19 protein-coding genes and 1 tRNA gene are annotated in these 23,089 nt (G+C 72.4%); 2 read left to right on the forward strand and 18 right to left on the reverse strand.

What is annotated here, in order from left to right:
* Nucleotides 1–136: 136 nt before the first annotated feature.
* The 4 genes from AC3ENQ_RS02925 to AC3ENQ_RS02940 form a co-directional block, all read right to left on the reverse strand.
* Complete coding sequence (locus tag AC3ENQ_RS02925) at nt 137–1,162, reverse strand: ribose-phosphate diphosphokinase (protein ID WP_431801497.1); 1,026 nt, start codon at nt 1,160–1,162, stop codon at nt 137–139.
* Nucleotides 1,143–2,648 (reverse strand): bifunctional UDP-N-acetylglucosamine diphosphorylase/glucosamine-1-phosphate N-acetyltransferase GlmU, encoded by a 1,506-nt coding sequence (gene glmU / locus AC3ENQ_RS02930; RefSeq protein ID WP_431801499.1) that lies wholly within the window; start codon nt 2,646–2,648, stop codon nt 1,143–1,145. The genes AC3ENQ_RS02925 and glmU overlap by 20 nt, the downstream gene beginning before the upstream one ends.
* A 1-nt stretch (nt 2,649) precedes the next feature.
* Nucleotides 2,650–2,721, reverse strand: a tRNA-Gln gene (locus tag AC3ENQ_RS02935).
* A gap of 86 nt (nt 2,722–2,807) precedes the next feature.
* Nucleotides 2,808–4,583: an oleate hydratase gene (locus tag AC3ENQ_RS02940; protein WP_431801501.1), complete on the reverse strand. Its 1,776-nt coding sequence runs from the start codon at nt 4,581–4,583 to the stop codon at nt 2,808–2,810.
* A gap of 192 nt (nt 4,584–4,775) precedes the next feature.
* Between AC3ENQ_RS02940 and AC3ENQ_RS02945 the strand changes: the two genes are divergently transcribed.
* Nucleotides 4,776–5,273: a MarR family winged helix-turn-helix transcriptional regulator gene (locus AC3ENQ_RS02945; protein WP_431801503.1), complete on the forward strand. Its 498-nt coding sequence runs from the start codon at nt 4,776–4,778 to the stop codon at nt 5,271–5,273.
* 27 nt (nt 5,274–5,300) lie between these two features.
* Here the strand turns inward: AC3ENQ_RS02945 and AC3ENQ_RS02950 are convergent, their stop codons facing one another.
* From AC3ENQ_RS02950 to AC3ENQ_RS02965, 4 genes are all read right to left on the reverse strand, one after another.
* The gene (locus AC3ENQ_RS02950; protein ID WP_431801505.1) at nt 5,301–7,133 is read right to left on the reverse strand and encodes an ABC-F family ATP-binding cassette domain-containing protein; all 1,833 of its coding nucleotides are present in this window, start codon (nt 7,131–7,133) and stop codon (nt 5,301–5,303) included.
* Nucleotides 7,134–7,314: 181 nt separating this feature from the next.
* Nucleotides 7,315–8,664 (reverse strand): GNAT family N-acetyltransferase, encoded by a 1,350-nt coding sequence (locus AC3ENQ_RS02955; RefSeq protein ID WP_431801507.1) that lies wholly within the window; start codon nt 8,662–8,664, stop codon nt 7,315–7,317.
* Between the two features lie 41 nt (nt 8,665–8,705).
* Nucleotides 8,706–9,650, reverse strand: coding sequence for a 4-(cytidine 5'-diphospho)-2-C-methyl-D-erythritol kinase (locus AC3ENQ_RS02960; protein ID WP_431801509.1), 945 nt, complete (start codon nt 9,648–9,650; stop codon nt 8,706–8,708).
* Nucleotides 9,647–10,720 carry an aldo/keto reductase gene (locus tag AC3ENQ_RS02965; RefSeq protein WP_431801511.1) on the reverse strand — a complete coding sequence of 358 codons (1,074 nt, stop codon included), beginning with the start codon at nt 10,718–10,720 and terminating at the stop codon, nt 9,647–9,649. The genes AC3ENQ_RS02960 and AC3ENQ_RS02965 overlap by 4 nt, the downstream gene beginning before the upstream one ends.
* 141 nt (nt 10,721–10,861) lie before the next feature.
* Between AC3ENQ_RS02965 and AC3ENQ_RS02970 the strand changes: the two genes are divergently transcribed.
* Nucleotides 10,862–12,505, forward strand: a complete 1,644-nt coding sequence (locus AC3ENQ_RS02970) for a stealth family protein (protein WP_431801513.1) — start codon at nt 10,862–10,864, stop codon at nt 12,503–12,505.
* Here AC3ENQ_RS02970 and AC3ENQ_RS02975 read toward each other — a convergent pair.
* The 10 genes from AC3ENQ_RS02975 to hemE form a co-directional block, all read right to left on the reverse strand.
* Nucleotides 12,462–13,370: a phosphodiesterase gene (locus AC3ENQ_RS02975; RefSeq protein ID WP_431801515.1), complete on the reverse strand. Its 909-nt coding sequence runs from the start codon at nt 13,368–13,370 to the stop codon at nt 12,462–12,464. The genes AC3ENQ_RS02970 and AC3ENQ_RS02975 overlap by 44 nt on opposite strands.
* 84 nt (nt 13,371–13,454) lie before the next feature.
* Nucleotides 13,455–14,312, reverse strand: a complete 858-nt coding sequence (gene rsmA, locus AC3ENQ_RS02980; RefSeq protein WP_431801517.1) for a 16S rRNA (adenine(1518)-N(6)/adenine(1519)-N(6))-dimethyltransferase RsmA — start codon at nt 14,310–14,312, stop codon at nt 13,455–13,457.
* A gap of 28 nt (nt 14,313–14,340) precedes the next feature.
* On the reverse strand, nt 14,341–15,642 hold the full coding sequence (hemL, locus tag AC3ENQ_RS02985; RefSeq protein WP_431801519.1) for a glutamate-1-semialdehyde 2,1-aminomutase: 1,302 nt from the start codon (nt 15,640–15,642) through the stop codon (nt 14,341–14,343).
* Nucleotides 15,639–16,634, reverse strand: coding sequence for a porphobilinogen synthase (gene hemB, locus AC3ENQ_RS02990; RefSeq protein ID WP_431801521.1), 996 nt, complete (start codon nt 16,632–16,634; stop codon nt 15,639–15,641). The genes hemL and hemB overlap by 4 nt, the downstream gene beginning before the upstream one ends.
* The gene (locus tag AC3ENQ_RS02995; protein WP_431801523.1) at nt 16,631–17,551 is read right to left on the reverse strand and encodes a uroporphyrinogen-III synthase; all 921 of its coding nucleotides are present in this window, start codon (nt 17,549–17,551) and stop codon (nt 16,631–16,633) included. The genes hemB and AC3ENQ_RS02995 overlap by 4 nt, the downstream gene beginning before the upstream one ends.
* Nucleotides 17,548–18,504 carry a hydroxymethylbilane synthase gene (gene hemC / locus AC3ENQ_RS03000; protein WP_431801525.1) on the reverse strand — a complete coding sequence of 319 codons (957 nt, stop codon included), beginning with the start codon at nt 18,502–18,504 and terminating at the stop codon, nt 17,548–17,550. The genes AC3ENQ_RS02995 and hemC overlap by 4 nt, the downstream gene beginning before the upstream one ends.
* Nucleotides 18,501–19,748, reverse strand: coding sequence for a ferrochelatase (locus AC3ENQ_RS03005; protein WP_431801527.1), 1,248 nt, complete (start codon nt 19,746–19,748; stop codon nt 18,501–18,503). Before AC3ENQ_RS03005 ends, hemC begins: the two co-directional genes overlap by 4 nt.
* Nucleotides 19,748–20,437, reverse strand: a complete 690-nt coding sequence (hemQ, locus tag AC3ENQ_RS03010; RefSeq protein ID WP_431801529.1) for a hydrogen peroxide-dependent heme synthase — start codon at nt 20,435–20,437, stop codon at nt 19,748–19,750. The genes AC3ENQ_RS03005 and hemQ overlap by 1 nt, the downstream gene beginning before the upstream one ends.
* A 10-nt stretch (nt 20,438–20,447) precedes the next feature.
* The gene (locus tag AC3ENQ_RS03015; RefSeq protein ID WP_431801531.1) at nt 20,448–21,896 is read right to left on the reverse strand and encodes a protoporphyrinogen/coproporphyrinogen oxidase; all 1,449 of its coding nucleotides are present in this window, start codon (nt 21,894–21,896) and stop codon (nt 20,448–20,450) included.
* Entirely contained in the window at nt 21,893–22,975 is a 1,083-nt protein-coding gene (gene hemE, locus AC3ENQ_RS03020; RefSeq protein WP_431801766.1) for a uroporphyrinogen decarboxylase, read from the reverse strand. The genes AC3ENQ_RS03015 and hemE overlap by 4 nt, the downstream gene beginning before the upstream one ends.
* Between the last annotated feature and the right edge of the window lie 114 nt (nt 22,976–23,089).

Below are 23,089 nucleotides of genomic sequence, written 5' to 3' on the forward strand. Positions count from 1 at the left end.
GCCGCGATCCTAAGCCCGCGCGCATCGCCGTTTCGACTCGGCGCTGCGCGGCGCGCGCAACGCTCGGAGAAGTCGCACCTCACGGTCGTCGAACGAGCGGAGCGCGTCGACACACCGCAACCGCTTCGGACGCGCCTCAGGCTTCGCCGTTGAACATGCTCGTGACCGAGCCGTCCTCGAAGACTTCCTTGATCGCGCGGGCGAGGAGCGGCGCGATCGGGAGGATCGTCAGGCCCGGGAACCGCTTCTCGGGCGAAAGCGGCAGCGTGTCGGTGACGACGACCTCGTCGATCGAGCCGTCCTGGAGACGCTCGACGGCGGGGTCGCTGAAGACCGCGTGCGTCGCCGCGACGATGACCCGTTCGGCACCGTGAGCCTTGAGCGCCTGCGCCGCCTTCACGATCGTGCCGCCGGTGTCGATCATGTCGTCGACCAGCAGGCAGACGCGCCCCTCGACGTTGCCGACGATGTCGTTGACGGTGACCTGATTGGCCACGTTCGGGTCACGGCGCTTGTGGATGATCGCGAGCGGGGCGCTCAGCGAGTCGGACCACTGGTCGGCGACGCGCACGCGCCCCGTGTCGGGCGAGACGACCGTGAGCTTCGCGCGGTCTTCGGCGCTCAGGGTCTCCTGGAAGTACTCCAGCAGCACGGGCTTGGCGAAGAGGTGGTCGACGGGGCCGTCGAAGAAGCCCTGGATCTGGGCGGCGTGGAGGTCGACGCTCATGATGCGGTCGGCGCCGGCGGTCTTGAACAGGTCGGCGACCAGGCGTGCGCTGATCGGCTCGCGGCCTCGGCCCTTCTTGTCCTGACGCGAGTACGGGTAGTACGGCGCGACGACGGTGATGCGCTTGGCCGATGCGCGCTTGGCGGCATCCAGCATGATGAGCAGCTCCATCATCCACTCGTTCACCGGCGGCCCGAACGACTGGATCAGGAAGATATCGCAACCGCGCACCGACACCTCGAACCGGGTGAGGATCTCACCGGACGCGAACGTGCGGTGCTCGGTCGGGACGAGCGCCGTGTCGAGCTGCTCGGCGACGGCCTGGGCGAGTTCGGGGTGCGAACTCCCCGCTGCGACGACGAGCCGCTTCTTGGTCTTGACGACGAGCCCGGGGGCGATGTCGTCACGCTGGGGCTCAGGCTTCTTCTTGCCCATCGACCGCTTCCTGTGCGGACCGGGCGCGTGCCGCGGCATCCGCCGCCGCCGTTCCCGGTCGATGATTCTCCACCCAGCCCTCGACGTTGCGCTGGGGGGCGACGCTCAGAGCGAGCGCACCGGCGGGCACGTCCTTGCGGATGACCGCGCCGGCGCCCGTTTTGGCGCCGTCTCCGATCCTAACGGGCGCGACGAACACGTTGTGCGAGCCGGAGTGCACCTCGTCGCCGATCTCGGTGCGGTGCTTGGCGATGTCGTCGTAGTTCGCGGTGATCGCGCCGGCGCCGAGGTTGACGCCCCGACCGATCGTCGTGTCGCCGATGTAGGAGAGGTGCGGCACCTTGCTGCCCTCGCCGATCGTGGAGTTCTTCGTCTCCACGAACGTGCCGATCTTGCCCTTCGCGGCGAGGACCGTGCCGGGCCGGAGGTACGCGAACGGCCCCACGTTCGCACCGGCCCCGATGACGGCGAGGGTCGCGTCGGTGCGACGGACGGTCGCCCCCTCCCCCACCTCGCAGTCCTCGAGGGTCGTGTCGGGGCCGATGATCGCGCCGGAGCCGACGACCGTCGCGCGCAGGATGTGCGAGTTGGGGAGGACGGTGACGTCGGGCGCGAGCTCGGCGGTCACATCGATCCACGTCGTCGCGGGGTCTTGGATCGTCGCCCCCGCGAGCTGCCAGCGGCGCACGGTGCGGGCGTTCAGGAGCCGCCCCGCCTCCGCGAGCTGCGCGCGGTCGTTGACCCCGAGGGTGAGCGACACGTCGGTGACGACGGATGCCGCGACCGGCAGCCCCTCGCTCCGCGCAAGACCGACGACGTCGGTGAGGTACTTCTCGCCCTGCGCGTTGTCGGTGCCGACGCGCGCGAGGTAGGCGCGCAGCGGCGCGCCCTGGAAGACGTAGACCCCGGCGTTGATCTCGGTGACGGCGGCCTCGGCCGCCGAGGCATCCTTCTGCTCGACGATGCGCTCGACCGCGCCGTCGACGCCGCGGATGACGCGCCCGTAGCCGCTCGGATCGTCGACGATCGCGCTCAGTAGAGTAATCGCCGCGTGCGAGGCGCGATGGTCGCGGACGAGCGAGATGAGCGTGTCGGCGTCGAGGAGCGGCACGTCGCCCGAGAGCACGAGGACGTCGCCGTCGAAGCCGCGCCCGTCGGAGCCGGGGAGCGCCGCCAGAGCCACCTCGACGGCGCGACCGGTCCCCGGCACCTCGTCCTGGTCGACGACGACGACGCGGTCGGAGATGCCGGTGACCGCCTCCGCGACCTGGTCGCGCTCGTGGCGCACCACCACGACGACGTGGCCGGGCGCGAGATCGCGCGCGGTGTCGAGGACATGCCCGACGAGCGGGCGGCCGCCGATGCGGTGCAGCACCTTCGGCAGCGCCGAGCGCATACGGGTGCCCTGACCGGCCGCGAGGATCACGATGGCCAGCGATTCGTCGAGTCGGTCTGCGATCGGCTCTGATGCGGTGGTGTTCGTCATGCTCCGCCGCCAGGATTCGAACCTAGTCCTCACAGCTCCAAAGGCTGTCGTGCTGCCGTTACACCACGGCGGAACGCCCGCACGCGGGCTCTCCCAGTCTGCCATCGACCGGGCCGAGCCCGCGCACGGGCGTGCGTGTTCGTGTCGCGGGACGGAGCCTCAGACGAGGTTCGCGGCCTGCAGGATCTCCTCGAGGTAGGTGTCCTTCACCTTGTGGAGGGCGGCCTTGCCGATCTGGCGTTCCATGAACGGCAGCTTCAGCTCGCTGAGCTTCTTGCGGTCGTTCAGGTAGTACAGCGCGCTGAGGAGCACGCGCACGTCGAACGACGAGGCGAAGACCTCGGGCACGCCGCGGTCGACGTTCGCCAGCTGGTACACCGCCTCCATCGCCGTCCGCACCGAGTACTCGGTCGTGAAGACCGTGTCGACGGGGACTTCCGCAAAGTTCCCGAGGAACGCGAGATTCTTCGACCCCTCGGGGACGACCTCGGGGCGGTCGCCGAGCGCGCGCGGCATGAAGTACGACGTGATGTACGGCATGTTGCAGGGCACCGTCGACGCCGAGTTGTGCGCGAGGTCGTCGATCTCGTCGACCGGGACGCCCAGGTGGTAGAGGAACTCCGCGCACAGCTCCGCGCCCGTGCACTCGCGGATCGTCTTCTTGACGTAGTCGCCCGGCTTGTCGCTGAAGAGGCCGTACAGCCAGACGACGAGCTCCTTCTGCGGGTCCTGCACCTTGAAGTGGGGCTGGCGGCTCATCGAGAAGCCGTAGAGCCACGCCGAGTCGGCGAAGCTGATGGGCCCGCCCGAGACGATCTTGCCGTCGCGCGGGTCGCGCCCCGTGAGCTTCTGGATGTACGGCGCGATCTTGTCGTCGGTGAGGGTCACCGTCGCCGAGATGGTCCAGTTGGCGTCGGGGATGTTCTCGCAGAACTTCTCCGGCTTGCCGAACGCGCTGTCCTGAGCGGCGAGGGCCTTCCAGAGCTTCCACGAGCTGCCGTTGTCCTTCTCGACCGGCGCCGGAGTGTCGTTGTCGCCGTACGTGCTCGACTCGGTGATCGAGCCGTTCGTGGAGAACACCCAGTCGTCCTCGGTCAGCTCGACCGTCTCGTCCTCGCCGTCACGGGTCAGCTCGAGGCGTGTGGCGACCTTCGCGCCGTTCGTCACGTCGACGACGATGTTCTTCACCTCTGCGTTGTAGACGAACGTGACGCCGTGCTTCTTCAAGTTCTCCACGAGCGGGAGGATGAGCGACTCGTACTGGTTGTACTGCGTGAAGCGGAGCGAGGTGAGGTCGGCCAGTGTGGAGATGTGGTGCACGAAGCGCAGGATGTACCGGCGCATCTCCATCGCGCTCGCCCAGGGCTCGAAGGCGAACATCGTCGCCCAGTAGAGCCAGAAGTTCGACTGGAAGAACTCCTCGCCGAAGACCTCGTCGATCCGCTTGTCCTGGAGGTCCACCTCACGCGTGAGTGCGAGATCGATGAGCTCCTTCACGGCCTGCGGGGTGAGGCTGAGGTCCTTCTGGTTCGGGATGCGCTGACCTTGGTGGTCCGTGGCGCGGTTGGGGTTGGAGCTCGGGTTGATCTTGTGGATGTGGTACATGTCGTCGAGCACCGACTGCCCCTCGTTCTCGAGGGAGGGCACCGACCGGAACAGGTCCCACAGCGTCTCGAAGTGGGCCTCCATCTCACGGCCGCCGCGGACGATGAATCCCTTGTGCTCGTCGAGGATGCCGTCCATGCTCCCGCCGGGAAGGGCCAGCTCCTCGTAGATCGTGATGCGGTCACCCGCCATGCCCGCGTCCCGGATGAGGAACGTCGCGCCGGCGAGGCCGGCAAGGCCCGACCCGACGAAGAACGCGCGCTTGTTCTCGAGCCCCTCGGGCTTGAGCGGCGTGGCATACGCCTCGAAATTGCCGTTGCTCCGGTACATCCACTTCTCCTGACTCGTTGAATGGATGCGACGTCGCGAGGCCGCGTGTCCGAACACCCGTCCCGATCCGGGCGCCGCACGTGTCACGTCAGGGACGGCCTCGTGCGGGGTCAATGGGGTCGCCTGTGCCCTTCCGATGCGGTGAATCTGTGCTCGCTCGGTGCTCCGCGCGCCGCCCGCGATAATGGTGCGATGGCCACCGAGCACGACGAAGTCGACCGCATCGTCGATGCGTGGATGTCGCAGCGACCCGATCTCGACTTCTCGCCGCTCGAGGTGCTCTCGCGCGTCGACCGGCTCTCGCGGCACCTCGACCGCGCGCGTCGCGAGGCGTTCCGTCGCAGCGACCTCGAACCCTGGGAGTGGGACGTCCTGTCGGCCCTCCGCCGCGCGGGCGAGCCCTACCAGCTGAGCCCCAAGCAGCTCCTCCAGCAGACGCTCGTCTCGAGCGGCACGATGACCAACCGCATCGACCGGCTCGTCGGGCGCCGACTCGTGCGCCGCGAGTCCGACCCCGCCGACGGGCGGAGCGTGCTGGTGACGCTGACCGAGGACGGCCGCACCCGCGTGGACGCGGCCATCACGCGGCTCGTGGACGCCGAGGCGGAGCTTCTCGGCATCCTCTCGCGCGGTGACCGCGAACGCCTCGCCGCGCTGCTGCGCAAGCTCAGCCTCAGCTTCGACACCTGACCCACGCGTGTCGGCGTGCGAGAGCGCTCAGCCGATCTCCTCGGTGAGGGCGAACCACCGCTCCTCGAGCGTCGCGATCTCGGCATCCAGCTCGCCGATCGCCCGCATCTTGTCACCGAGGCCGACGTAGTCGGACTGGTCGTGCTCGGCGAGCGCGGTGCGCGCGGCATCCGCCTGCGCCGTGAGCTTCTCGATCCGTCGTTCGGCGGCCTGCAGCTCCTTCTGCGCGGCGCGCAGCTCGGCGCCCGAGAGCGTCGGCGTCGCCGCCTCCGCGGCAGCGGGTGCGGCGGATGCCGGAGAAGCGTGCGCACCGGCATCCGCCTGCGCCCGCTGCGCCGCGCGCAGCCGCAGGTACTCGTCGATCCCTCCCGGCAGATGCCGGAGGTGTCCTGCGCCGTCCGCGCCGGCGAGCACGGCGTACTGCTGGTCGGTGACGCGCTCGAGGAAGTACCGGTCGTGGCTCACCACGAGGAGCGTTCCCGCCCACGAGTCGAGCAGGTCCTCGATCGCGGCGAGCATGTCGGTGTCGAGATCGTTGGTCGGCTCGTCGAGGATCAGGACGTTCGGCTGGTCGAGCAGGATGAGGAGCAGCTGCAGGCGCCGCTGCTGACCACCGGAGAGGTCCTTGACGGGCGTCGACAGCTGCGCCGAGCTGAACCCCATGCGCTCGAGGAGTTGCCCCGGGGTGAGCTCGGTCGCCTTCGACCCCGCTCCGATCGTGTAGCTCGTGCGCAGACGCGAGATGACGACGCGCACCGGCTCGTCGAGGTGCTCGTCGAGTTCGTCCATCCGCTGTGTGAGGGTCGCGACCTTCACGGTCTTGCCGCGCTTGACGCGCCCGCTCGTCGGCTCGACGGTGCCGGCGACGAGGCCGAGGAGCGTCGACTTGCCCGCCCCGTTGACGCCCAGGATGCCGGTGCGCTCGCCCGGCGCGACGCGCCATTCCACGTCTCGCAGCACGTCGTGGCCGTCGTACGAGACCCCCGCCTCGAGAAGGTCGACGACGTCCTTGCCGAGCCGGGAGACGGCGAGGGACTGCAGCGAGACCCGGTCGCGGATCTCGGGGACGTCGGCGATCAGCTCGTTCGCCGCATCGATCCGGAACTTCGGCTTCGACGTGCGGGCGGGCGCGCCGCGGCGGAGCCACGCGAGCTCCTTCCGGGCGAGGTTCTGCCGGCGCTGCTCGATCGCGGCGGCCTGCCGGTCGCGCTCGACGCGCTGCAGGATGTACGCGGCGTATCCGCCCTCGAAAGGCTCGACGATGCGGTCGTGGACCTCCCACGTCGTCGTCGAGATCTCGTCGAGGAACCAGCGGTCGTGCGTCACGACGAGCAGGGCGCCGGTGTTGCGCGACCAGCGGGTCTTGAGGTGTTCGGCGAGCCACGCGATGGCTTCGACGTCGAGGTGGTTGGTCGGCTCGTCGAGGGCGAGGACGTCCCAGTCGCCGCTGAGCACGCGCGCGAGGGCGACCCGGCGGCGCTGCCCTCCCGAGAGCGTGCCCAGCGCGGCATCCCACGGCAGGTCGGAGACGAGGCCGGCGATCACCTCTCGCGTCCGCGCGTCGCCCGCCCATTCGTGCTCGGGCGTGTCGCCGACGATCGCGTGCCCGACCGTCTCGTCGTCGGGCAGCGTGTCGGCCTGGTCGAGCACCCCGACCCGGACGCCGCCGCGGACGGTGACCCGCCCGGCATCCGGCTCCAGGCGCCCCGCGAGCATCGCGAGCAGGCTCGACTTGCCGTCGCCGTTGCGCCCCACGATACCGATGCGGTCGCCCTCGTCGACGCCGAGCGAGACGCCGTCGAAGACGACCTTGGTGGGATATTCGAGATGGAGGCTCTCGCCGCCGAGGAGGTGTGCCATGTCCCTCCCAGGCTACGCGAGGCGGCGGGGCGGCATCCCGCGGGAACCGTTCCGAACCCGCGGGAACCATTCCGAGACCCGCGGGAACCGTTCCGAAAGCAGGGCCGACGCGTCTCGGCGGCGCGCGAACGGACGACACAGCGCGATCGGCCCTGCTTTCGGAGCGACCGCGCGGGTGGACTCAGTACCAGAAGCTCAATCGCGGGGCCGCGGTGGTCTGGAACAGGCGCGCGATGCGGTCGGCATCCTCCGTCTCGAGGCGGCCGGCGCGCGCGAGGGTCACGGCCGACACTCCCCCGACCAGCAGCGCGGAGAGATCCGCGACGCCGAGCCGCACGAGCGGGATGCCGAGAGGCGGTTCGTCGACGAGGTCGACGGATGCCTCGCCGCTCTCGTCGACGAGCAGCACGAACGTTCCCGCGGCGAGATCGAGCGGATCGGTCACCTCGAACGCGACACTGTCGGCGACGTCGTAGCGGCGGGCGCCGAGCGCCGCGGGGACGTCGAGGATCCGGAGGTACTGGTGATCGCGCACCGAGATCGACGCGGCGCGCTGATCGGCGATCATCCACCAGAGCGGTTCGTCGACGGCGAGTTCCGACGCGCGCACCGTGCCGATGAGGTCGAGCTGCAGCAGGAACCGCCAGAGCCCGGCGTACGCCTCGTCGGTCGCGGCGAGGAGGTAGGCGAGGTCGAGCGTGGATGCCGCGAAGTCGTGCTCACCCTCTCTGACCCGGTACACCGCAAGCCCGTCGACCTCACCGGATGCCCCGTCGGTCGACACCGAGCGGTACTGCACGACGCGCAGCTCGTCGCTCTTCTTCGCATCGGCGCGCGTGCCGAAGAAGCGGTCCTCGTGGCCCGGCGGGAGCGCGATCTCGCCCGGTGTCGACAGTCGCACGCGGTCGTGGAGCGCGCGGGTCAGGTCGCGGCCCGCCTCGCGGGTAATGAAGTCGACGCGCCCGGGCGCGACCGGCCCCACCCACCCGGCGCGGCGTGTGTCGATCTCCCATCGGGTCGCGTGCGCGGCGGGAGCGAACCCGAAACGCCCGTAGATCGTCGACTCGCTGACCGTCAGCGCGGCGATCGGCACGTCGAACTCGGCCGCGATGCGCAGCTCGCCGGCCATGACCTCGCGCAGGATGCCGCGCCGCCGGTGCGTCGGAGCCACCGTGACCGCCGAGATCGCGCACGCCGGCAGCGTGCCGCCGGGCACGGTGAGCTCCGTGATCCACGACGCGAAGCTCGCGACCGGGGTGTCGGCGAGGACGCCGGCGGCGTCGTAGACGCCGATCTTCCGGCGGTACCCGCCGCCGGTCGCGAGGATCTCGCGCTGCGCGTCGCTCGGCTCGGCGTCGAGGAACCCGCGGGCGACGGCGTCGAGCCAGCGGTCGGTCTGCGTGCGGTCGGCGTCGTCGACGCGGGCGACCGCGAGGCCTCCCGCGGCCAGCGCGTCGTGCATCTCGCCGTCGATCGGCGCATCGTGGTGACGGGCGGCGAGGTCGGCAGTTGTATCGGTCAGATCGGTCATGGAGCTTCCGTTCGTGGGTGTGGGCGTGGGCGGAAAGCCCGTCAGGGCGCGACGATGCGCGCGCCCTGCACGGGGCCGTGCGCCGCGAAAGCGGTGAGTCGCCGGCTCGCGGCCGCATCGGCGAGGCGGCGCGCGTCATCGGCATCCGCCGCCAGCAGCGCGACCGTGGGGCCCGAGCCCGACACGACGCTCGCGAGGGCGCCGACCGCGCGACCCTCGGCGAGCAGGTCGCCGAGGCCGGGACGGAGCGAGAGCGCCGCTCGCTCGAGATCGTTGTGGATGGCGCCGGCGAGCGCCGTGACGTCGCCGCCCCGGAGCGCCTGGAGGACGCCCGGGTCGATGCGCGGCACGCCGTAGTCGGGCGTGATGTCGGGAAGGCTCCGCAGGCGGTCGAGCTCGCCGTACACGGCGGGCGTCGAGAGCCCCTCGTCGCTCGTCACGAGCACCCAGTCGAAGCGGCCGCGCGCGAGAGCGGGCGCGAGTTCGTCGCCGCGCCCCGTGCCGATCGCGGTGCCCCCGAGGACGGCGAAGGGCACGTCGGCGCCGAGCTGGGCGGCGAGCCCCTGCAGTTCGAGCGGGCTCAGGTGCCCCTCGAGCAGTTCGTTGACGGCGACGAGCGCGGCGGCGGCATCCGCCGACCCGCCGCCCATGCCGCCCGCCACCGGCACGCCCTTGCGGACGTCGAGGTGGATGCCGCCGTCCCACCCCAGACGCCCCGCGACGAGCCGCGCCGCACGCACCGCGAGGTTCGATTCGTCCAGCGGCACGCCCGACACATCCACGTCGCCCGTGACGGCGATCGTGTACTCCGCGGACGCCTCGGCCCAGACATCCTCGTAGAGCGACACCGCCTGGTAGACCGAAGCCACCGGGTGGTAGCCGTCGTCGCCGACGCCGCCGACCTCGAAGAAGACGTTGATCTTGCCGGGGGCGCGGGCGTGCACGCGGCGGTGGAGCGCGCCGCCGCCGCGCGGGTCGCCGCTCACGCGGTCGCCGATCCGGCCCAGAGGTCCACGTCGATCGCGTCGGCGACCTGATCGATCTGCTCGAGCTCGTCGATCGTGAACGCCGGGCCTTCGAGCGCCGCGAGATTCTCGTCGAGCTGCTCGGGACGCGACGCACCCACGAGCGCCGAGGCGACGACGGGCTCCCGCAGTACCCACTGGATCGCCATCTGCGCGAGCGACTGGCCCCGCTCTTTTGCGATGACGTCGAGACTCCGGAGGGCAGCGAGGGCGCTGTCGCTGAGTCGTCCGCCGGGAAGCGAGGAGCGCTGCTGCGCACGCTCGGCCGTCCCGTCGCCGAGGTACTTGTCGGTGAGGAGGCCCTGCGCGAGCGGCGTGAACGCGATTGCGCCCATGCCCTCCTCTTCGAGCGCGCCCGTGAGCCCGTCTTCGACCCAGCGGTTGAGGATCGAGTACGCGGGCTGGTGGATGACGAGGGGCGTGCCGAGTGCGCGCGCGATCGCCTTCGCCTCGACCGTGCGCTCGGCCGAGTACGACGAGATGCCGACGTAGAGCGCCTTACCCTGGCGCACGAGCGTGTCGAGCGCGCCGATCGTCTCCTCGAGCGGGGTGACCGGGTCGAAGCGGTGCGAGTAGAAGATGTCGACGTAATCGACGCCCATCCGCTGCAGGGACTGCTCGGCGCTCGCGATCAGATACTTGCGGGAGCCGAACGTGCCGTAGGGGCCGGGCCACATGTCCCAGCCGGCCTTCGACGAGATGATCAGCTCGTCGCGGTACGGCGCGAAGTCCTCGCGCATCATGCGCCCGAAGTTCGTCTCGGCCGAGCCGTACGGCGGTCCGTAATTGTTGGCGAGGTCGAAGTGGGTGACGCCCCGGTCGAACGCGTGCCGCAGGAGCGCACGCTGGTCGTCGAACGGGATGTTGTCGCCGAAGTTCCACCACAGTCCGAGCGAGATCGGCGGCAGATACAGGCCGCTCGTGCCGACCTGTCGGAACTGCGCACCGTCGTAGCGGTCGGCCGCCGCGGTGTACGGGCGGTGGATGTCGCCCCCGCGCGAGGGCGGGAAGCGGTCTTCGGTGTCGGTCACCCGTTCAGGCTATCGAGCGGGCGCCCGGCGCGGGCGGGTGTCGCCCGCGCCGAGCCGGCGCCGCCCCGAAACAGTCCCGAAACGACCGCGGCCTAGCGTGACACCATCCGGCACCCCCGCCGGTGCGAACGGAGGACCGTGATGACCGAGCTGACAGCGCTGCCGGCCGAACGTCACCGCTGGGAGAACCTGCTCTCCCGCCCCGACATCGAAGTGCACGACGGGACGGTGCGCCTGCTCGATCAGGCCACGCCCGCCGAGGCGCAGCGCGCCGACCTGCTGATGATCGCCGAGGCGCTCGAGACCGCCGGCATCCCCGTGCTGCTCATCCGCCACGGGGTGCGCGACCTCGCGCTCGTCGTCGACGCGGCACGACGCGCCGACGCGTACGCGGCCCTGCGCCGCTGCGGCGCCGACGAACCCCTGTACGTCAAACCGCGCGGAGGCACGGCGCACCTGGCTGTCGATCTCGACGACACGCGCACGGATGCCATCCGCACGAATGCCGGAGCCGAGGCGATCCGCGTCTACCGCCCGCGCCGGGCGGGATCGCTCACCTTCGGCGCCGCGCAGGCGGTGCGGCTGGAGTTCTGGCGGACGGAGGACGGCGTCGTCCACGCTCCGCGCGCGAACGCCCTGACCCGGCGGGTCTTCGTCGCCGCCGACGTCGAGCACGTGACGGTGGAGCGGGAAGGCCGGGCGTGGACGACGCTCCGCGGCATGTTCGACCTGCAGCCCGACGAGATCGACTTCCCCATCGACATGGTCTTCTCGTGGGTCGACGGCTCCTCCAGCGAGTTCCAGCGTCAGCGCGCCGCGCAGATGGCAGAGTACGTCGTCGGCGAGGGCGATGACGGACCTGCGCGCTTCCGCCACGTCGACGAGCTGCGCTACGCCCTGCGGAGTGTGCACCTCTACGCCCCGTGGGTGCGGCGGATCTTCATCGCGACCGACTCGCCCGCCCCCGCGTGGCTCCGCGACGACCCGAAGGTGACGATCGTGCGCAGCGAGGAGTTCTTCGCCGACCCGAGCGTCCTCCCGACGCACAACTCGCACGCCGTCGAGGCGCAGCTGCATCGCATCGAGGGTCTCGCCGAGCACTTCCTCTACTCGAACGACGACATGTTCTTCGCCCGCCCCGTGGGCCCGGAGCTCTTCTTCACGGCCGCCGGCGTCTCGAAATTCGTCGAATGCCCGGTCCGCATCGGCACCGGCCCCTCCCTCGCGCACCGCTCCGGTCACGACAACGCGCTGCGGGTCAACCGTGCGCTGCTCGAGGATCGGTTCGGGCGCGTCATCCTCCGCGACCTGGAGCACTGCGCCGCGCCGCTGCGCCGCTCGGTAATGCGCGAGCTCGAAGACGCGTTCCCCGCCGACATCGCGCGCACTGCGGCATCCCGCTTCCGGAGTGCGACCGACGTGTCGGTCACGAACAGCCTGTACCACTATTTCGCGCTCATGACCGGCCGCGCGATCGCGACGACCGTGCCGCGCGTGCGGTACGTGCAGACGACGATGGCCGCATCTCTCGGCGAGATGCAGCGCCTCGAACGGCAGGGCGACGTCGACATGTTCTGCCTCAACGACGGAGGGGCGCAGGAGCTGCCCGAGCAGCTGCGGGTGCAGACGCTCCGCGCGACGCTCGAGCGCATGTTCCCGATCCCCGCCCCGTGGGAGCGGGCGACCGGACGCTCGGCGCACCCGGCTGGGCGGGCCGCGGAGAAGACCGGTGCGGCCGCGGTCAGTGCAGCGCGGGGTGGCGGCGAGGCTCCCGCGCCACGCTGACGCCCTCGATCCCGGCATCGTGCAGGCGTGCCTGCGCGGCGTCCGGGTCGGTGTACTCCATGACGCGGGGCGCGTCGATCGGCACGACCGAATGGACGACGGTGTCATCGAAGACGTGCACGAGGTTGAACGCCTGCGCGCCGTCCTGCGGACGCGTGCCGCCCACGGGCACCGTGAGGTCTTGCGCGTAGCAGGTGGACGAGGCGACCGAGACGGGGATGCCGGCGAACGTCGCGAACGTCGAGTAGTGCAGGTGGCCCGCAATGATCGCGCGCACATCGGTGCCGCGGACGACGCCCTCGAGCAGACGCTGATCGCGCAGCTCCACGGATGCCGCGAGGGCGAGCACACTCGGCACCGGCGGGTGGTGCATCGCGAGGATCGTGCCGAGCGGAGCCGGGGTCGCGAGGACATCCCGCAGCCACGCGCGCTGGGCTTCGGTGACCTCACCGTGATGGGCGCCCGGAACGGAGGTGTCGAGCGTCACGATGCGCAGGCCGTCGAACTCGTCGACGCGATCGATCGGGCGGAGGTCTCCCGACCCGTCGTCCCAGAGCTCGGCGCGGAACGCGGCGCGTTCGTCGTGGTTGCCCATGACCCAGACGACCGGCGCGTCGAGCCGCTCGGCGAAGGGCTCGACCATGCCGCGCAGGCGCGCGTAGGCCTCGGCCTCACCGAGGTCGACGAGGTCGCCCGTGAAGACGATCGCGTCGGGGCGGACGCCGGAGGCCTCGATCGCGGCGAGCGCGGCGGCGAGGTGCTCCTCGCCGGAGACTTCGCCCCAGATGCGGGAATGGGCGCGCAGATGCGTGTCGCTGAGATGCAGGAGCACGCGTTCGGGCGCGGGGTGCTCGGGAGAGCGCATACCGATATGTTACCGGGATGTTTCATGAGCCTGGGAAACGCGGCGTGTCGCGGGGCTGAACAGTCTCGATACACCGCCGCTGAGTCAGCCGGCGGCGCGGGCGATGCGGACGAAGTCCTCGACGCCGAGCTGCTCGCCGCGCGCGGTCGGGTCGACTCCGGCATCCTCGAGCACGGCCGACGCCGACGCCGCCGAGCCGCCGAGCGCCGGCGCGAGGGCCTGGCGCAACATCTTGCGGCGCTGCCCGAACGCGGCGTCGACGAGCGCGAAGGTCCGCCGGCGGAGGTCTTCGTCGCCGCGCGACGCGTCACCCTCCGCGGCATCCCGCTCGAAGGCGACGAGCACGCTGTCGACGTTCGGCACCGGCCAGAACACCTGGCGCGAGACGGTTCCCGCGAGCCGCCACGGTCCGTACCACGCCGCCTTCACGCTCGGCGAGCCGTAGACCTTCGAGCCGGGCGGGGCGGCGAGGCGCTCCCCCACCTCGGCCTGCACCATCACGACGCCGCGCTCGATGTGCGGGAAGGTCTCCATGAAGTGCAGCAGCACCGGGACGCTCACGTTGTACGGCAGGTTCGCGACCAAGACGTTCGGGTCGCCGGGAAGGTCGGTGATGCGCAGGGCGTCGGCATCCACCACCATCAGCGCGCCGTCCGGAACGCCGTGCGCCGCCGCCGTGACGGGAAGGCGCTCAGCGAGGCGATGATCGATCTCGACCGCCGTCACCTGCGCGCCGGTCTCGAGGATCGCGAGGGTGAGCGACCCGAGACCGGGCCCGACCTCCACGACGCGATCGGATGCCGTGACTCCCGCGACCTGCACGATCTTGCGGACGGTGTTCGCGTCGACGACGAAGTTCTGGCCCAGCTTCTTGGTGGGGGTGACGTCGAGGTCGGCGGCGAGGGCGCGGATCTCCGACGCCCCGAGCAGGGTCACGGGCATGGCACCAGCCTACGGCGCGGTGACGAGGTCAACCGGCGGCGCGGGCGGCGGCGGGGAGCGCCTCGACGATGCGCCCGAGCACCTCGTCGTCGTGCGCGGCGGTGACGAACCAGGCCTCGAACGCCGACGGGGGCAAGGAGACGCCGGCATCCAGCATCGCGTGGAAGAAGCGGCCGTAGGCGGCGCTGTCCTGCCGCTGCGCGGTCGCGTAGTCGGGCACGCCCTCGACGACCTCGGCGCCGAAGAAGACGCTGAACAGCGTCCCGGCGTGCTGGACGACGTGCGGGACCCCGGCCTCATCGAGGGCCGTGCCGACGGCATCCGACAGCACGTCCGACGCGTGGGTCAGGCGCGCGTAGACGTCCGCGTCGGCGAGGCGCAGAGTCGCGAGGCCCGCGGCGACGGCGACGGGGTTCCCGCTGAGGGTGCCCGCCTGGTAGACCGGCCCGGTCGGGGCGAGGAGGTCCATGATCTCGGCGCGACCGCCGACAGCGGCGACGGGGAGACCGCCGCCGATGACCTTGCCGAAGGTCACGAGGTCGGGCAGGGCGTCCTCCCCCGCCGCAGCGAGGATCTCGGCGTATCCGCCCGGGGCCGCCCGGAATCCGGTGAGCACTTCGTCGCTGATGAGAAGCGCGCCCTCGCGGCGGGTGAGGTCGCGGACGAAGGCCGTGAAGCCGGATGCCGGAGCCACGACGCCCATGTTCGCGGCGGCGGCTTCGGTGATGACGGCAGCGATGCGGCCCGGGTGGGCGGCGAAGACCGCGGCGAGCGCGTCGGGGTCGTTGTAGGGCACGACGAGGGTCTGCGCGGCGATCGGCTCGGGAACGCCGGCCGACCCCGGGAGCGCGTAGGTCGCGAGCCCCGAGCCTGCCGCGGCGAGGAGCCCGTCGGAGTGCCCGTGGTAGTGCCCGGCGAACTTCACGAGGAGGTCTCGGCCCGTTGCGCCGCGCGCGAGGCGGATCGCGGTCATCGTCGCCTCGGTGCCGGTCGAGACGAGTCGCGCCTTCTCGACGGCGGGCACGCGCCGGACGATCTCCTCGACGAGCTCCGCCTCGGCGGGGGTCGGGGCGCCGAACGAGAGCCCGCGGGCGGCGGCCTCGGTCACGGCGGCGACCACCTCGGGGTGCGCGTGTCCGAGGAGCGCGGGGCCCCAGCTCGCGACGAGGTCGATGTAACGGCGGCCCTCGGCATCCGTCACCTCCGCCCCCGCAGCACTCGTGAGGAACCGGGGCGTGCCGCCGACCGACCCGTAGGCGCGGACGGGCGAGTCGACGCCGCCGGGGATCACGGCCTGGGCGCGGGCGAACAGTGCGTCGTTGGTGGTCATGCGAGCACCTTCCCCTCATCGAGCCAGCCCGCGACCTCGAGTGCCCAGTACGTGAGGATCGCCTCGGCGCCCGCACGGCGGATGCCGACGAGGCTCTCGCCGATCGCGCGCTCGCGGTCGATGAGCCCGGCCGCGGCAGCGTGCTCGATGAGCGCGTACTCCCCCGACACCTGGTACGCCCAGACGGGCACGTCGGAGACGGAGGCGACCTCGGCGAGGACGTCGAGGTAGGGGCCGGCGGGCTTGACCATGACGATGTCGGCACCCTCGTCGATGTCGGCGAGGACCTCCTGCACGCCCTCGCGCCCGTTCGCGGGGTCGAGCTGGTACGTGCGGCGGTCGCCCTGCAGGGTCGACTCGACGGCGTCGCGGAACGGACCGTAGAAGGCCGACGCGTACTTCGCCGAGTACGCGAGGATCACGACGTCGCTGTAGCCCGCGGCATCCAGTGCCGCGCGGCACGCGGCGACCTGGCCGTCCATCATGCCCGACAGGCCCAGGATGTCGGCGCCGGCCCCGGCCTGCGCGAGCGCCATCTGCGCGTAGATCTCGAGGGTCGCGTCGTTGTCGACCGATCCGTCGGCGGCGAGGACACCGCAGTGCCCGTGGTCGGTGAACTCGTCGAGGCAGAGGTCGGCCTGCACCGTGATCCTCCCGGCGGCGGCGTCGGCGGCCACCGCGATGGCGCGGTTCAGGATGCCGCCGGGGTCGGTCGCCCCGCTGCCGGTCGCGTCGCGGACGGCGGGGACGCCGAACAGCATGATGCCCCCGATTCCGACGGCCACGGCCTTCTCGACGAGCCCGGGGAGGGCGCCCAGCGGGTGCTGGTCGACCCCGGGCATGCTCGCGATCGGCTGCGCCGCGTCGATCCCCTCTTTGACGAAGACGGGGAGGACGAGGCGGCGGGCGGTGAGGTCGTTCTCGGCGACGAGGCGGCGGAGCGTCGGGCTCTGGCGCAGGCGTCGCAGGCGGCGGGTGGGGAAGGCGGTCATGACGATGCTTCCTGGTCGGGGCGGGAGTCGGAGGGCGTCTCCGACGTGTGTGGGGAGGGCCGGTGCGGGGAAGACGCGTACGGATGGCGCGGCGAGGCGGTCGGTGCCGCGTCGAGCTCGGCGAGCAGCGCGTCGACGCTCTGGGTGCGGGCGGTGTGCGCGACGGTGTAGCCGATGCGCTCGGCGTCGCGCGTCGTGCCCGGCCCGATCGAGGCTACCCGCACGGAGGCGGGGAGGGGGCCGGCCTGGCGGCGGAGCTCGCGTGCGACGCTGAGGGAGGTGAGGAGGACGACATCGATCTCGCCGCCCGTCAGGTCGTGCAGGACCTCGGGGGCGAGGTCGACGCCGAGGGTGCGGTAGCCGATGCAGACGTCGACCGCGAAGCCGCGCAGGGCGAGCTCATCGCTGAGGACCGCGGCGCCGAGGTCGGAACGGATGACGAGCGTGCGTCCGGTGTCGGTCGGCGTGCGCCTCGCGCTCCCCTGCCCGCCCAGCCACTGCGCGGCAAGAGCTGCCGCCGACGATTCGCCGGTCGGGACGAAGGCGACCTCCGCGCCCGTCGCCGCGACGGCGCGCGCGGTCGCGGCTCCCACGGCGGCGATGCGGGTCGTCGGCGGGATCGTGACGCCCTGGAGGACGAGCTGCTCGACGGTCGCCGCGCTCGTGACGAACACCCACGCGTACTCCCCCGCGGCGAGCGCCGCGAAGTACCGGTCGCGCGCAGCTTCATCGCGCGGGGGCGCCGAGGTGATGAGCGGCGCCACGATCGGCTCGGCACCGCGGCGGGCGACCTCGGCGGCGACGCGCGTCCCCCACGTGCCGCCGCGCGGGATCAGCACGCGCGCGCCGCGGAGGGCGCCACCCGCCGCCGCGCCGGGGGCCGCCGACGCCGGGGTTCCGTCGATCGAGGCCGTCACCGGCCGCTCCCGACGAGGTCGGCGAGCTCTCCCGCCCCGCGGCCGAGGAGTTCCGCGACGACCTCCGCGGCGGCATCCTCGCGCCCACCGTCAGCGGCGACCGCCGCACGCGGCAGAGACCGTTCGACGCGGACGCTCCGCGCTCCGTCGAGCGCGTAGACCTCGGCGACGAGCGTGACGGCGTCGGCGTCGGATGCGTCGGCGTCGAGGCGCGCCGCGATGCCGACGGGGGCTGCGCAGCCGGCCTCGAGGCGGCGCAGGACGGCACGCTCGAGGAGCGCGGTGATCTCGGCATCCGCATCGCTGATCGCGGCGAGGTCGGCGGCGAACGGGTCATCGCTGCGCACTTCGACGGCGAGCGCCCCCTGGCCGGCGGAGGTCGGCCAGCGGCTCGCGTCGAAGACGTCGGTGATGCGATCGGTGCGCCCGATGCGGGTGAGTCCCGCCTCGGCGAGGACGACGGCGTCGTACTCGCCGTCGTCGACCTTCCGCAGGCGGGTGTCGACGTTGCCGCGGATGCCGCGGACGTCGAGGTCGGGCCGCGCGCTCAGCAGCTGCGCCACGCGCCGCGGCGAGCCGCTGCCGACGACGGCGCCATGCGGGAGCGCGTCGAGGGTCAGCCCATCGCGCGCGCACAGGGCGTCGCGCACCGGGGCGCGCGGAGGCACCGCGCCGATCGCGAGCCCCGGCACCGCGGCCGTCGGGAGGTCCTTCATCGAGTGCACGACGAGGTCGCATTCACCCCGCAGCAGCGCGTCGCGGAGCGCCGCGACGAAAACGCCGGTGCCGCCGAGCTGCGCGAGCGGCCCCGTCAGCACGTCGCCGTCGGTCATGATGCGGACGAGCTCGACCTCGCGCCCGGTCGCGGCGCGCAGTGCGTCAGCGACCGTACCCGACTGCGTCGTGGCGAGCAGGCTCGCCCGGGTGCCGAGCCGGAGCGCGGGAAGCGTCATCGTCCCGCCCCGGCGAGCGCCGGCTGGAAGCCCAGGCGCTTGTTCTCGCAGCACCCGGGGCGGCAGACGTCGTACCAGGGCCCCAGGTCGGTCGCGCGCGGGCGGTCTTCGGGCGCGGTTCCGGCGAGGCGTTCCTCAACGAGGTCGACGAGGCCCGCAACATAGCTCGGGTGGACGCCCGGCGTGGGGGTGCGGATCGCCCGGAGTCCGAGCTCCTCGGCGGTCTCCATCGCCTCCGTGTCGAGGTCCCAGAGCACCTCCATGTGGTCGCTCACGAACCCGAGCGGCACGATGACGACGGCGCGGCGGCCGGCGGCTGGGAGCTCCGCCATGGCGTCGTTGATGTCGGGCTCGAGCCACGGCACCTGCGGCGGGCCGGAGCGGCTCTGGAAGACGAGCTGCCACGGGATGCCTGTCTCCAACTGGGCCGTGCCCAACTGCTGCAGGATCGCCTCGGCGACCGCGACGTGCTGCGCGACGTACGCCCCGCCGGGGCCGAAGCCCTCGTGGCCGTCGCCGGCGGGAGGGCCGGAGCGGTCGGCATCCGCGTACGGGATCGAGTGCGTCGAGAACAGCACCTCGATCTCGTCGTCGCCGAAGCCGTCCGCCCGAAGCGTCGCGAGAGCATCGGCGAGCCCCTCGGCGAACGGGGCGACGAAGCCGGGGTGGTCGAAGAACTGGCCGACCTTGTCGATCTCGACCTCGCCGCCCAGGCCCGTCGCTTCGACGGCGTCGGCGAGGTCTTCGCGGTACTGGCGGCACGACGAGTACGACGAGTACGCACTCGTCGCGAGCGCGAGCAGGCGCCGGTTGCCGTCGGCGACGGCGGCGTCGAGCGCGTCGGAGACGTACGGCATCCAGTTGCGGTTGCCCCAGTAGATCGGCAGGTCGAGACCCCGCGCGGCGAGCTCCGCCTCGAGAGCGGCCTTGAGCGTCCGGTTCTGGTCGTTGATGGGCGAGACGCCGCCGAAGTGCCGATAGTGGTGCGCGACCTCTTCGAGGCGCTCGTCGGGGATGCCGCGGCCGTTCGTGACGTTCCGGAGGAACGGGATGACGTCGTCCTGTCCCTCGGGGCCGCCGAAGCCGAGGAGGAGGATTCCCTCGTAGGCGACGGGCTCGGTCGCGAAGGGCGCGCCGGCGCACGTCGCCGCGGTCGCGGCGGGGACGACGCAGCCGTCGGCGACGGGGGGCACGGCGCTCGCGCGCGGGGGCTTCGGACGGAACCCGATGTTCTGCGCGGCCATCAGTCCAGCACCTCCGCGAGCTCGGAGAGCTCGATGCGCCGCCCCGTGTAGAACGGCACCTCCTCGCGCACGTGGCGGCGCGCGCCCGTCGCGCGGAGGTCGCGCATCATGTCGACGAGGTGGATGGGGTCGTCGGATTCGAGCGGCAGCAGCCATTCGTAGTCGCTGAGGCCGAAGGTCGAGACGGTGTTGGCGACGACTTCGGTGAAGCGCGCGCCCTTGCGGCCGTGCTCGGCGAGCATGCCGGCGCGCTCGTCGTCGGGCAGGAGGTACCACTCGTAGCTCCGGACGAATGGGTACAGGCACAGCCAGCCGCGCGCGTGCTCGCCGCGGAGGTAGCCGGGCACGTGGCGCTTGTTGAACTCGGCTTCGCGGTGCACGCCCATCGCGCTCCACACGTTGTCGTACGCGGCGAGGACGCGCGTGCGCCGAAGCGAGCGGAGCGCCGCCTGCAGCGAGGCCGGGTCGTCGGCGGAGCCGGGCGACGTGTGGAGCCAGATCATGAGGTCGGCTTCGGCGCGCATGCCGGTGACGTCGTAGAGACCGCGGAGGGTGACGCCGGTGCCGGCGAGCGCGTCGACGGCATCCTGGACCTCGGCGATCGCCGCCTCATCGGGCGTCGACGTGCGCGGGCGAGGCCCGGCCAGGACGGCGAACAGGGTGTAGCCGAGCGGGGTGGTGTCGGTCATGCGGGGCTCCTCAGTTGTGCTGTGGAAGGGGGGCAGTGGACGAGAGCTGTGCGGACAGCCGCGCGGCGACGGCGCGGGCGTGCGGGATGACGGAGGCGAGGCCCGTGCCCGCCGCGGCGGCGCCGACCTGGTGCACGCCCTCCGGGAGCGTGTTGGGTCCGGCGGGGGCGGCGACGGCATCCGGCCAGTCCTGCACCGCGATCTCGACGACGTCGGCCGCGGTGAGGGGGATGCCGGTGAGCAGGGCGACCTCGCGGGCGATGTCGGCGGCGGTCTCGAGGCCGGGGGCCGCGGTGTCACGTGCCGACAGACGCACGAGGTGACGGTGGGCGGGTGCGTATTCTCCCGCCCAGGGCCACTTGGCGGTGACGTGCGTGAGGGCCTTCGCGGCGGTATCGAGAGCCGGGTCGACGATGACCCCGGAGCCGACCGGGAACGCGTCGAGGCCGGGGTGGTCGATCGCGGCGGCGACGACGCGGACGCCCGCGGCGGGCGAAGGTGCGGATTCCGGGGCGCCGTTATGCGGGTCGTCCGCGGCGGCACCCGCAGATCGGCGCCCGGGAACCGGGGCCGCCCCCGCGAGAAGCCGCGCGGCCTCGGCGGGCGAGGCCGCGACGACGACCCGCCCGGCGCGGAAGGTCCCGGCATCCGTCGTCAGGGTGAAGCCCGTGTCGGCATCACCCTGGATGCCGTCGACGCGCACGCCGGTGCGGATCTCGGCGCCGTGCGCGCGCGCCGCCTCGGCGAGCGCGACCGGCAGGCGCCACATGCCGCCGACGATCCCGCCGACGGCGGCGCCCGCGCGGGTGTTCTGGGCGATGTCGCCGGCGGCATCGGTCAGGTATCCGCGCGAGAGGGCCGCGGCCCACAGGCCCGGGTGGAGTTCCGACAGGCGCGCCGCCGCCGCGGGGCGCGAGTAGACGCTCCGGCACAGCGTGTCGACGAGACGGCCCGCGACCGAGGCGCCGAGGCGCTCGGTGACGAGGTCGGCGAGCGAGGATTCGGCGTCCGCGAGCGCGGCGGCATCGAGCGGCGGGAGGTCGCGTTCCGCCGCGGCGCGTGCGGCACCCTCGGTGCCGATCAGCGCGACGACGTCGTCCGCGAGCGGGTCGGCGGGGATGCCGAGGACGGTGCGCCGCGGGAGCGGCGCACGGACGGGTCCGTCCGGGGTCGCGACGACGAGGTGTGCGCCGCCGGGTCGCGGGGAGGTCGTCTCGAGGACGAGGTCGGCGTCGGCGAGGAGGGCGGAGACGGCATCCGTGCGGGTCGCGAACGACTCGGCACCGAGGTCGAGAGCGAGACCCCCCAGCGTGCCGCGACGGAGGAGTCCGCCGACGCGATCGGATGCCTCGAGCACGGTCACATCCGCGCCGGCGCGGGCGAGGTCGTGCGCGACGACGAGACCGGCGATCCCCGCGCCCACGACGACGACATTCGCCGCCAGGTCGACGTCGCTCACGGCATCCGCCACTCGTGCACCTGTCGGACGACGTCGGTGAGGACGTCGGGGTCGGTGTCCATCGGCACGCCGTGGCCGAGGTTGAAGACGTGCGCGCGGGCGGCCGTGCCGGCCCGGAGGACGGCGTCGACGCCGGCGCGGCGCGCGCCGTCGGGGGCGAACAGGAGGGCGGGGTCGAGGTTCCCCTGCAGCGTCAGGTCCTCCGCGATGCGGGCGCGGGCGACGTCGAGCGGCACCCGGTAGTCGACGCCGAGCGCGTCGACGCCGATGGATGCCATGTCGGCGAGGATCTCTCCGGTGCCGACGCCGAAGTGGATGAGGGGCACATCCGCCACCCCGGAGACAGAGGGAACCCCCGCGATCTCGAGAGCGCGCACCGGTTCGAAGGCCGCAGCGGAGGCGGGGAGGACGGCGCGGCGATAGTCCTCGGGGTTCACGGCTCCCGCCCACGAATCGAAGAGCTGGCCGGCGCTCGCGCCCGCGCGCACCTGCAGCGCGAGGAAGCGCCCGGTCACCTCCGCGAGCCACGCGACGAGGTCCGACCAGGCGGCGGGGTCGGAGTGGATGAGGCTCCGCGCGCCGAGGTGGTCCTTCGACGGGCCGCCCTCGACGAGGTACGCGGCGAGCGTGAACGGCGCTCCGGCGAACCCGATGAGCGGCAGCGCCTCGCCGCGGCGCTCGCCCTCTTCGGCGAGCATCTCGGTCGTCCGCGCGACGGCGGCAGCGACCTGCTCGCCGCGCTCGTCGACGAGCGCCGGGTCGATGCGGACGAGGTCGGCGATCTGCGCCGCGGTGCGGACGGGCTCGGAGAACACCGGACCGCGGCCGGCGACGATCTCGACACCGAGACCCACGAGCTTCAGCGGCACGACGATGTCGCTGAAGAACACCGCGGCATCCACCTGGTGGCGCCGCACCGGCTGCAGCGTAATCTCGCTCGCCATCGCGGGGTCGAGGCACGCCTCGAGCATCGTGCCGCCCGTCGCGCGGAGCGCGCGGTACTCGGGCAGCGACCGCCCGGCCTGGCGCATGAACCACACCGGCGTCACCTCGGGACGGTCGCCGCGCAGCGCCCGAATGAGGCGCGAAGAGGCGGTGCCGTGCTGGACGAGGGGGTGCGTTGCGTGCAAGAGCGAAGCCTTCGGAAGGAGCGGCGGGCAGCGCCGACGACGGCGCGGAGTGCGGCCGGAGCG

The sequence above is a fragment of the Microbacterium sp. bgisy203 genome, from assembly GCF_057706945.1.

What these genes read in the sequence shown, in the direction of transcription:
- AC3ENQ_RS02925 (WP_431801497.1), bottom strand. Translation starts at nt 1,162, where the DNA reads ATGGGCAAGAAGAAGCCTGAGCCCCAGCGTGACGACATCGCCCCCGGG.
- glmU (WP_431801499.1), bottom strand. Translation starts at nt 2,648, where the DNA reads ATGACGAACACCACCGCATCAGAGCCGATCGCAGACCGACTCGACGAA.
- AC3ENQ_RS02940 (WP_431801501.1), bottom strand. Translation starts at nt 4,583, where the DNA reads ATGTACCGGAGCAACGGCAATTTCGAGGCGTATGCCACGCCGCTCAAG.
- AC3ENQ_RS02945 (WP_431801503.1), top strand. Translation starts at nt 4,776, where the DNA reads ATGGCCACCGAGCACGACGAAGTCGACCGCATCGTCGATGCGTGGATG.
- AC3ENQ_RS02950 (WP_431801505.1), bottom strand. Translation starts at nt 7,133, where the DNA reads ATGGCACACCTCCTCGGCGGCGAGAGCCTCCATCTCGAATATCCCACC.
- AC3ENQ_RS02955 (WP_431801507.1), bottom strand. Translation starts at nt 8,664, where the DNA reads ATGACCGATCTGACCGATACAACTGCCGACCTCGCCGCCCGTCACCAC.
- AC3ENQ_RS02970 (WP_431801513.1), top strand. Translation starts at nt 10,862, where the DNA reads ATGACCGAGCTGACAGCGCTGCCGGCCGAACGTCACCGCTGGGAGAAC.
- AC3ENQ_RS02975 (WP_431801515.1), bottom strand. Translation starts at nt 13,370, where the DNA reads ATGCGCTCTCCCGAGCACCCCGCGCCCGAACGCGTGCTCCTGCATCTC.
- rsmA (WP_431801517.1), bottom strand. Translation starts at nt 14,312, where the DNA reads ATGCCCGTGACCCTGCTCGGGGCGTCGGAGATCCGCGCCCTCGCCGCC.
- hemL (WP_431801519.1), bottom strand. Translation starts at nt 15,642, where the DNA reads ATGACCACCAACGACGCACTGTTCGCCCGCGCCCAGGCCGTGATCCCC.
- hemB (WP_431801521.1), bottom strand. Translation starts at nt 16,634, where the DNA reads ATGACCGCCTTCCCCACCCGCCGCCTGCGACGCCTGCGCCAGAGCCCG.
- hemC (WP_431801525.1), bottom strand. Translation starts at nt 18,504, where the DNA reads ATGACGCTTCCCGCGCTCCGGCTCGGCACCCGGGCGAGCCTGCTCGCC.
- AC3ENQ_RS03005 (WP_431801527.1), bottom strand. Translation starts at nt 19,748, where the DNA reads ATGGCCGCGCAGAACATCGGGTTCCGTCCGAAGCCCCCGCGCGCGAGC.
- hemQ (WP_431801529.1), bottom strand. Translation starts at nt 20,437, where the DNA reads ATGACCGACACCACCCCGCTCGGCTACACCCTGTTCGCCGTCCTGGCC.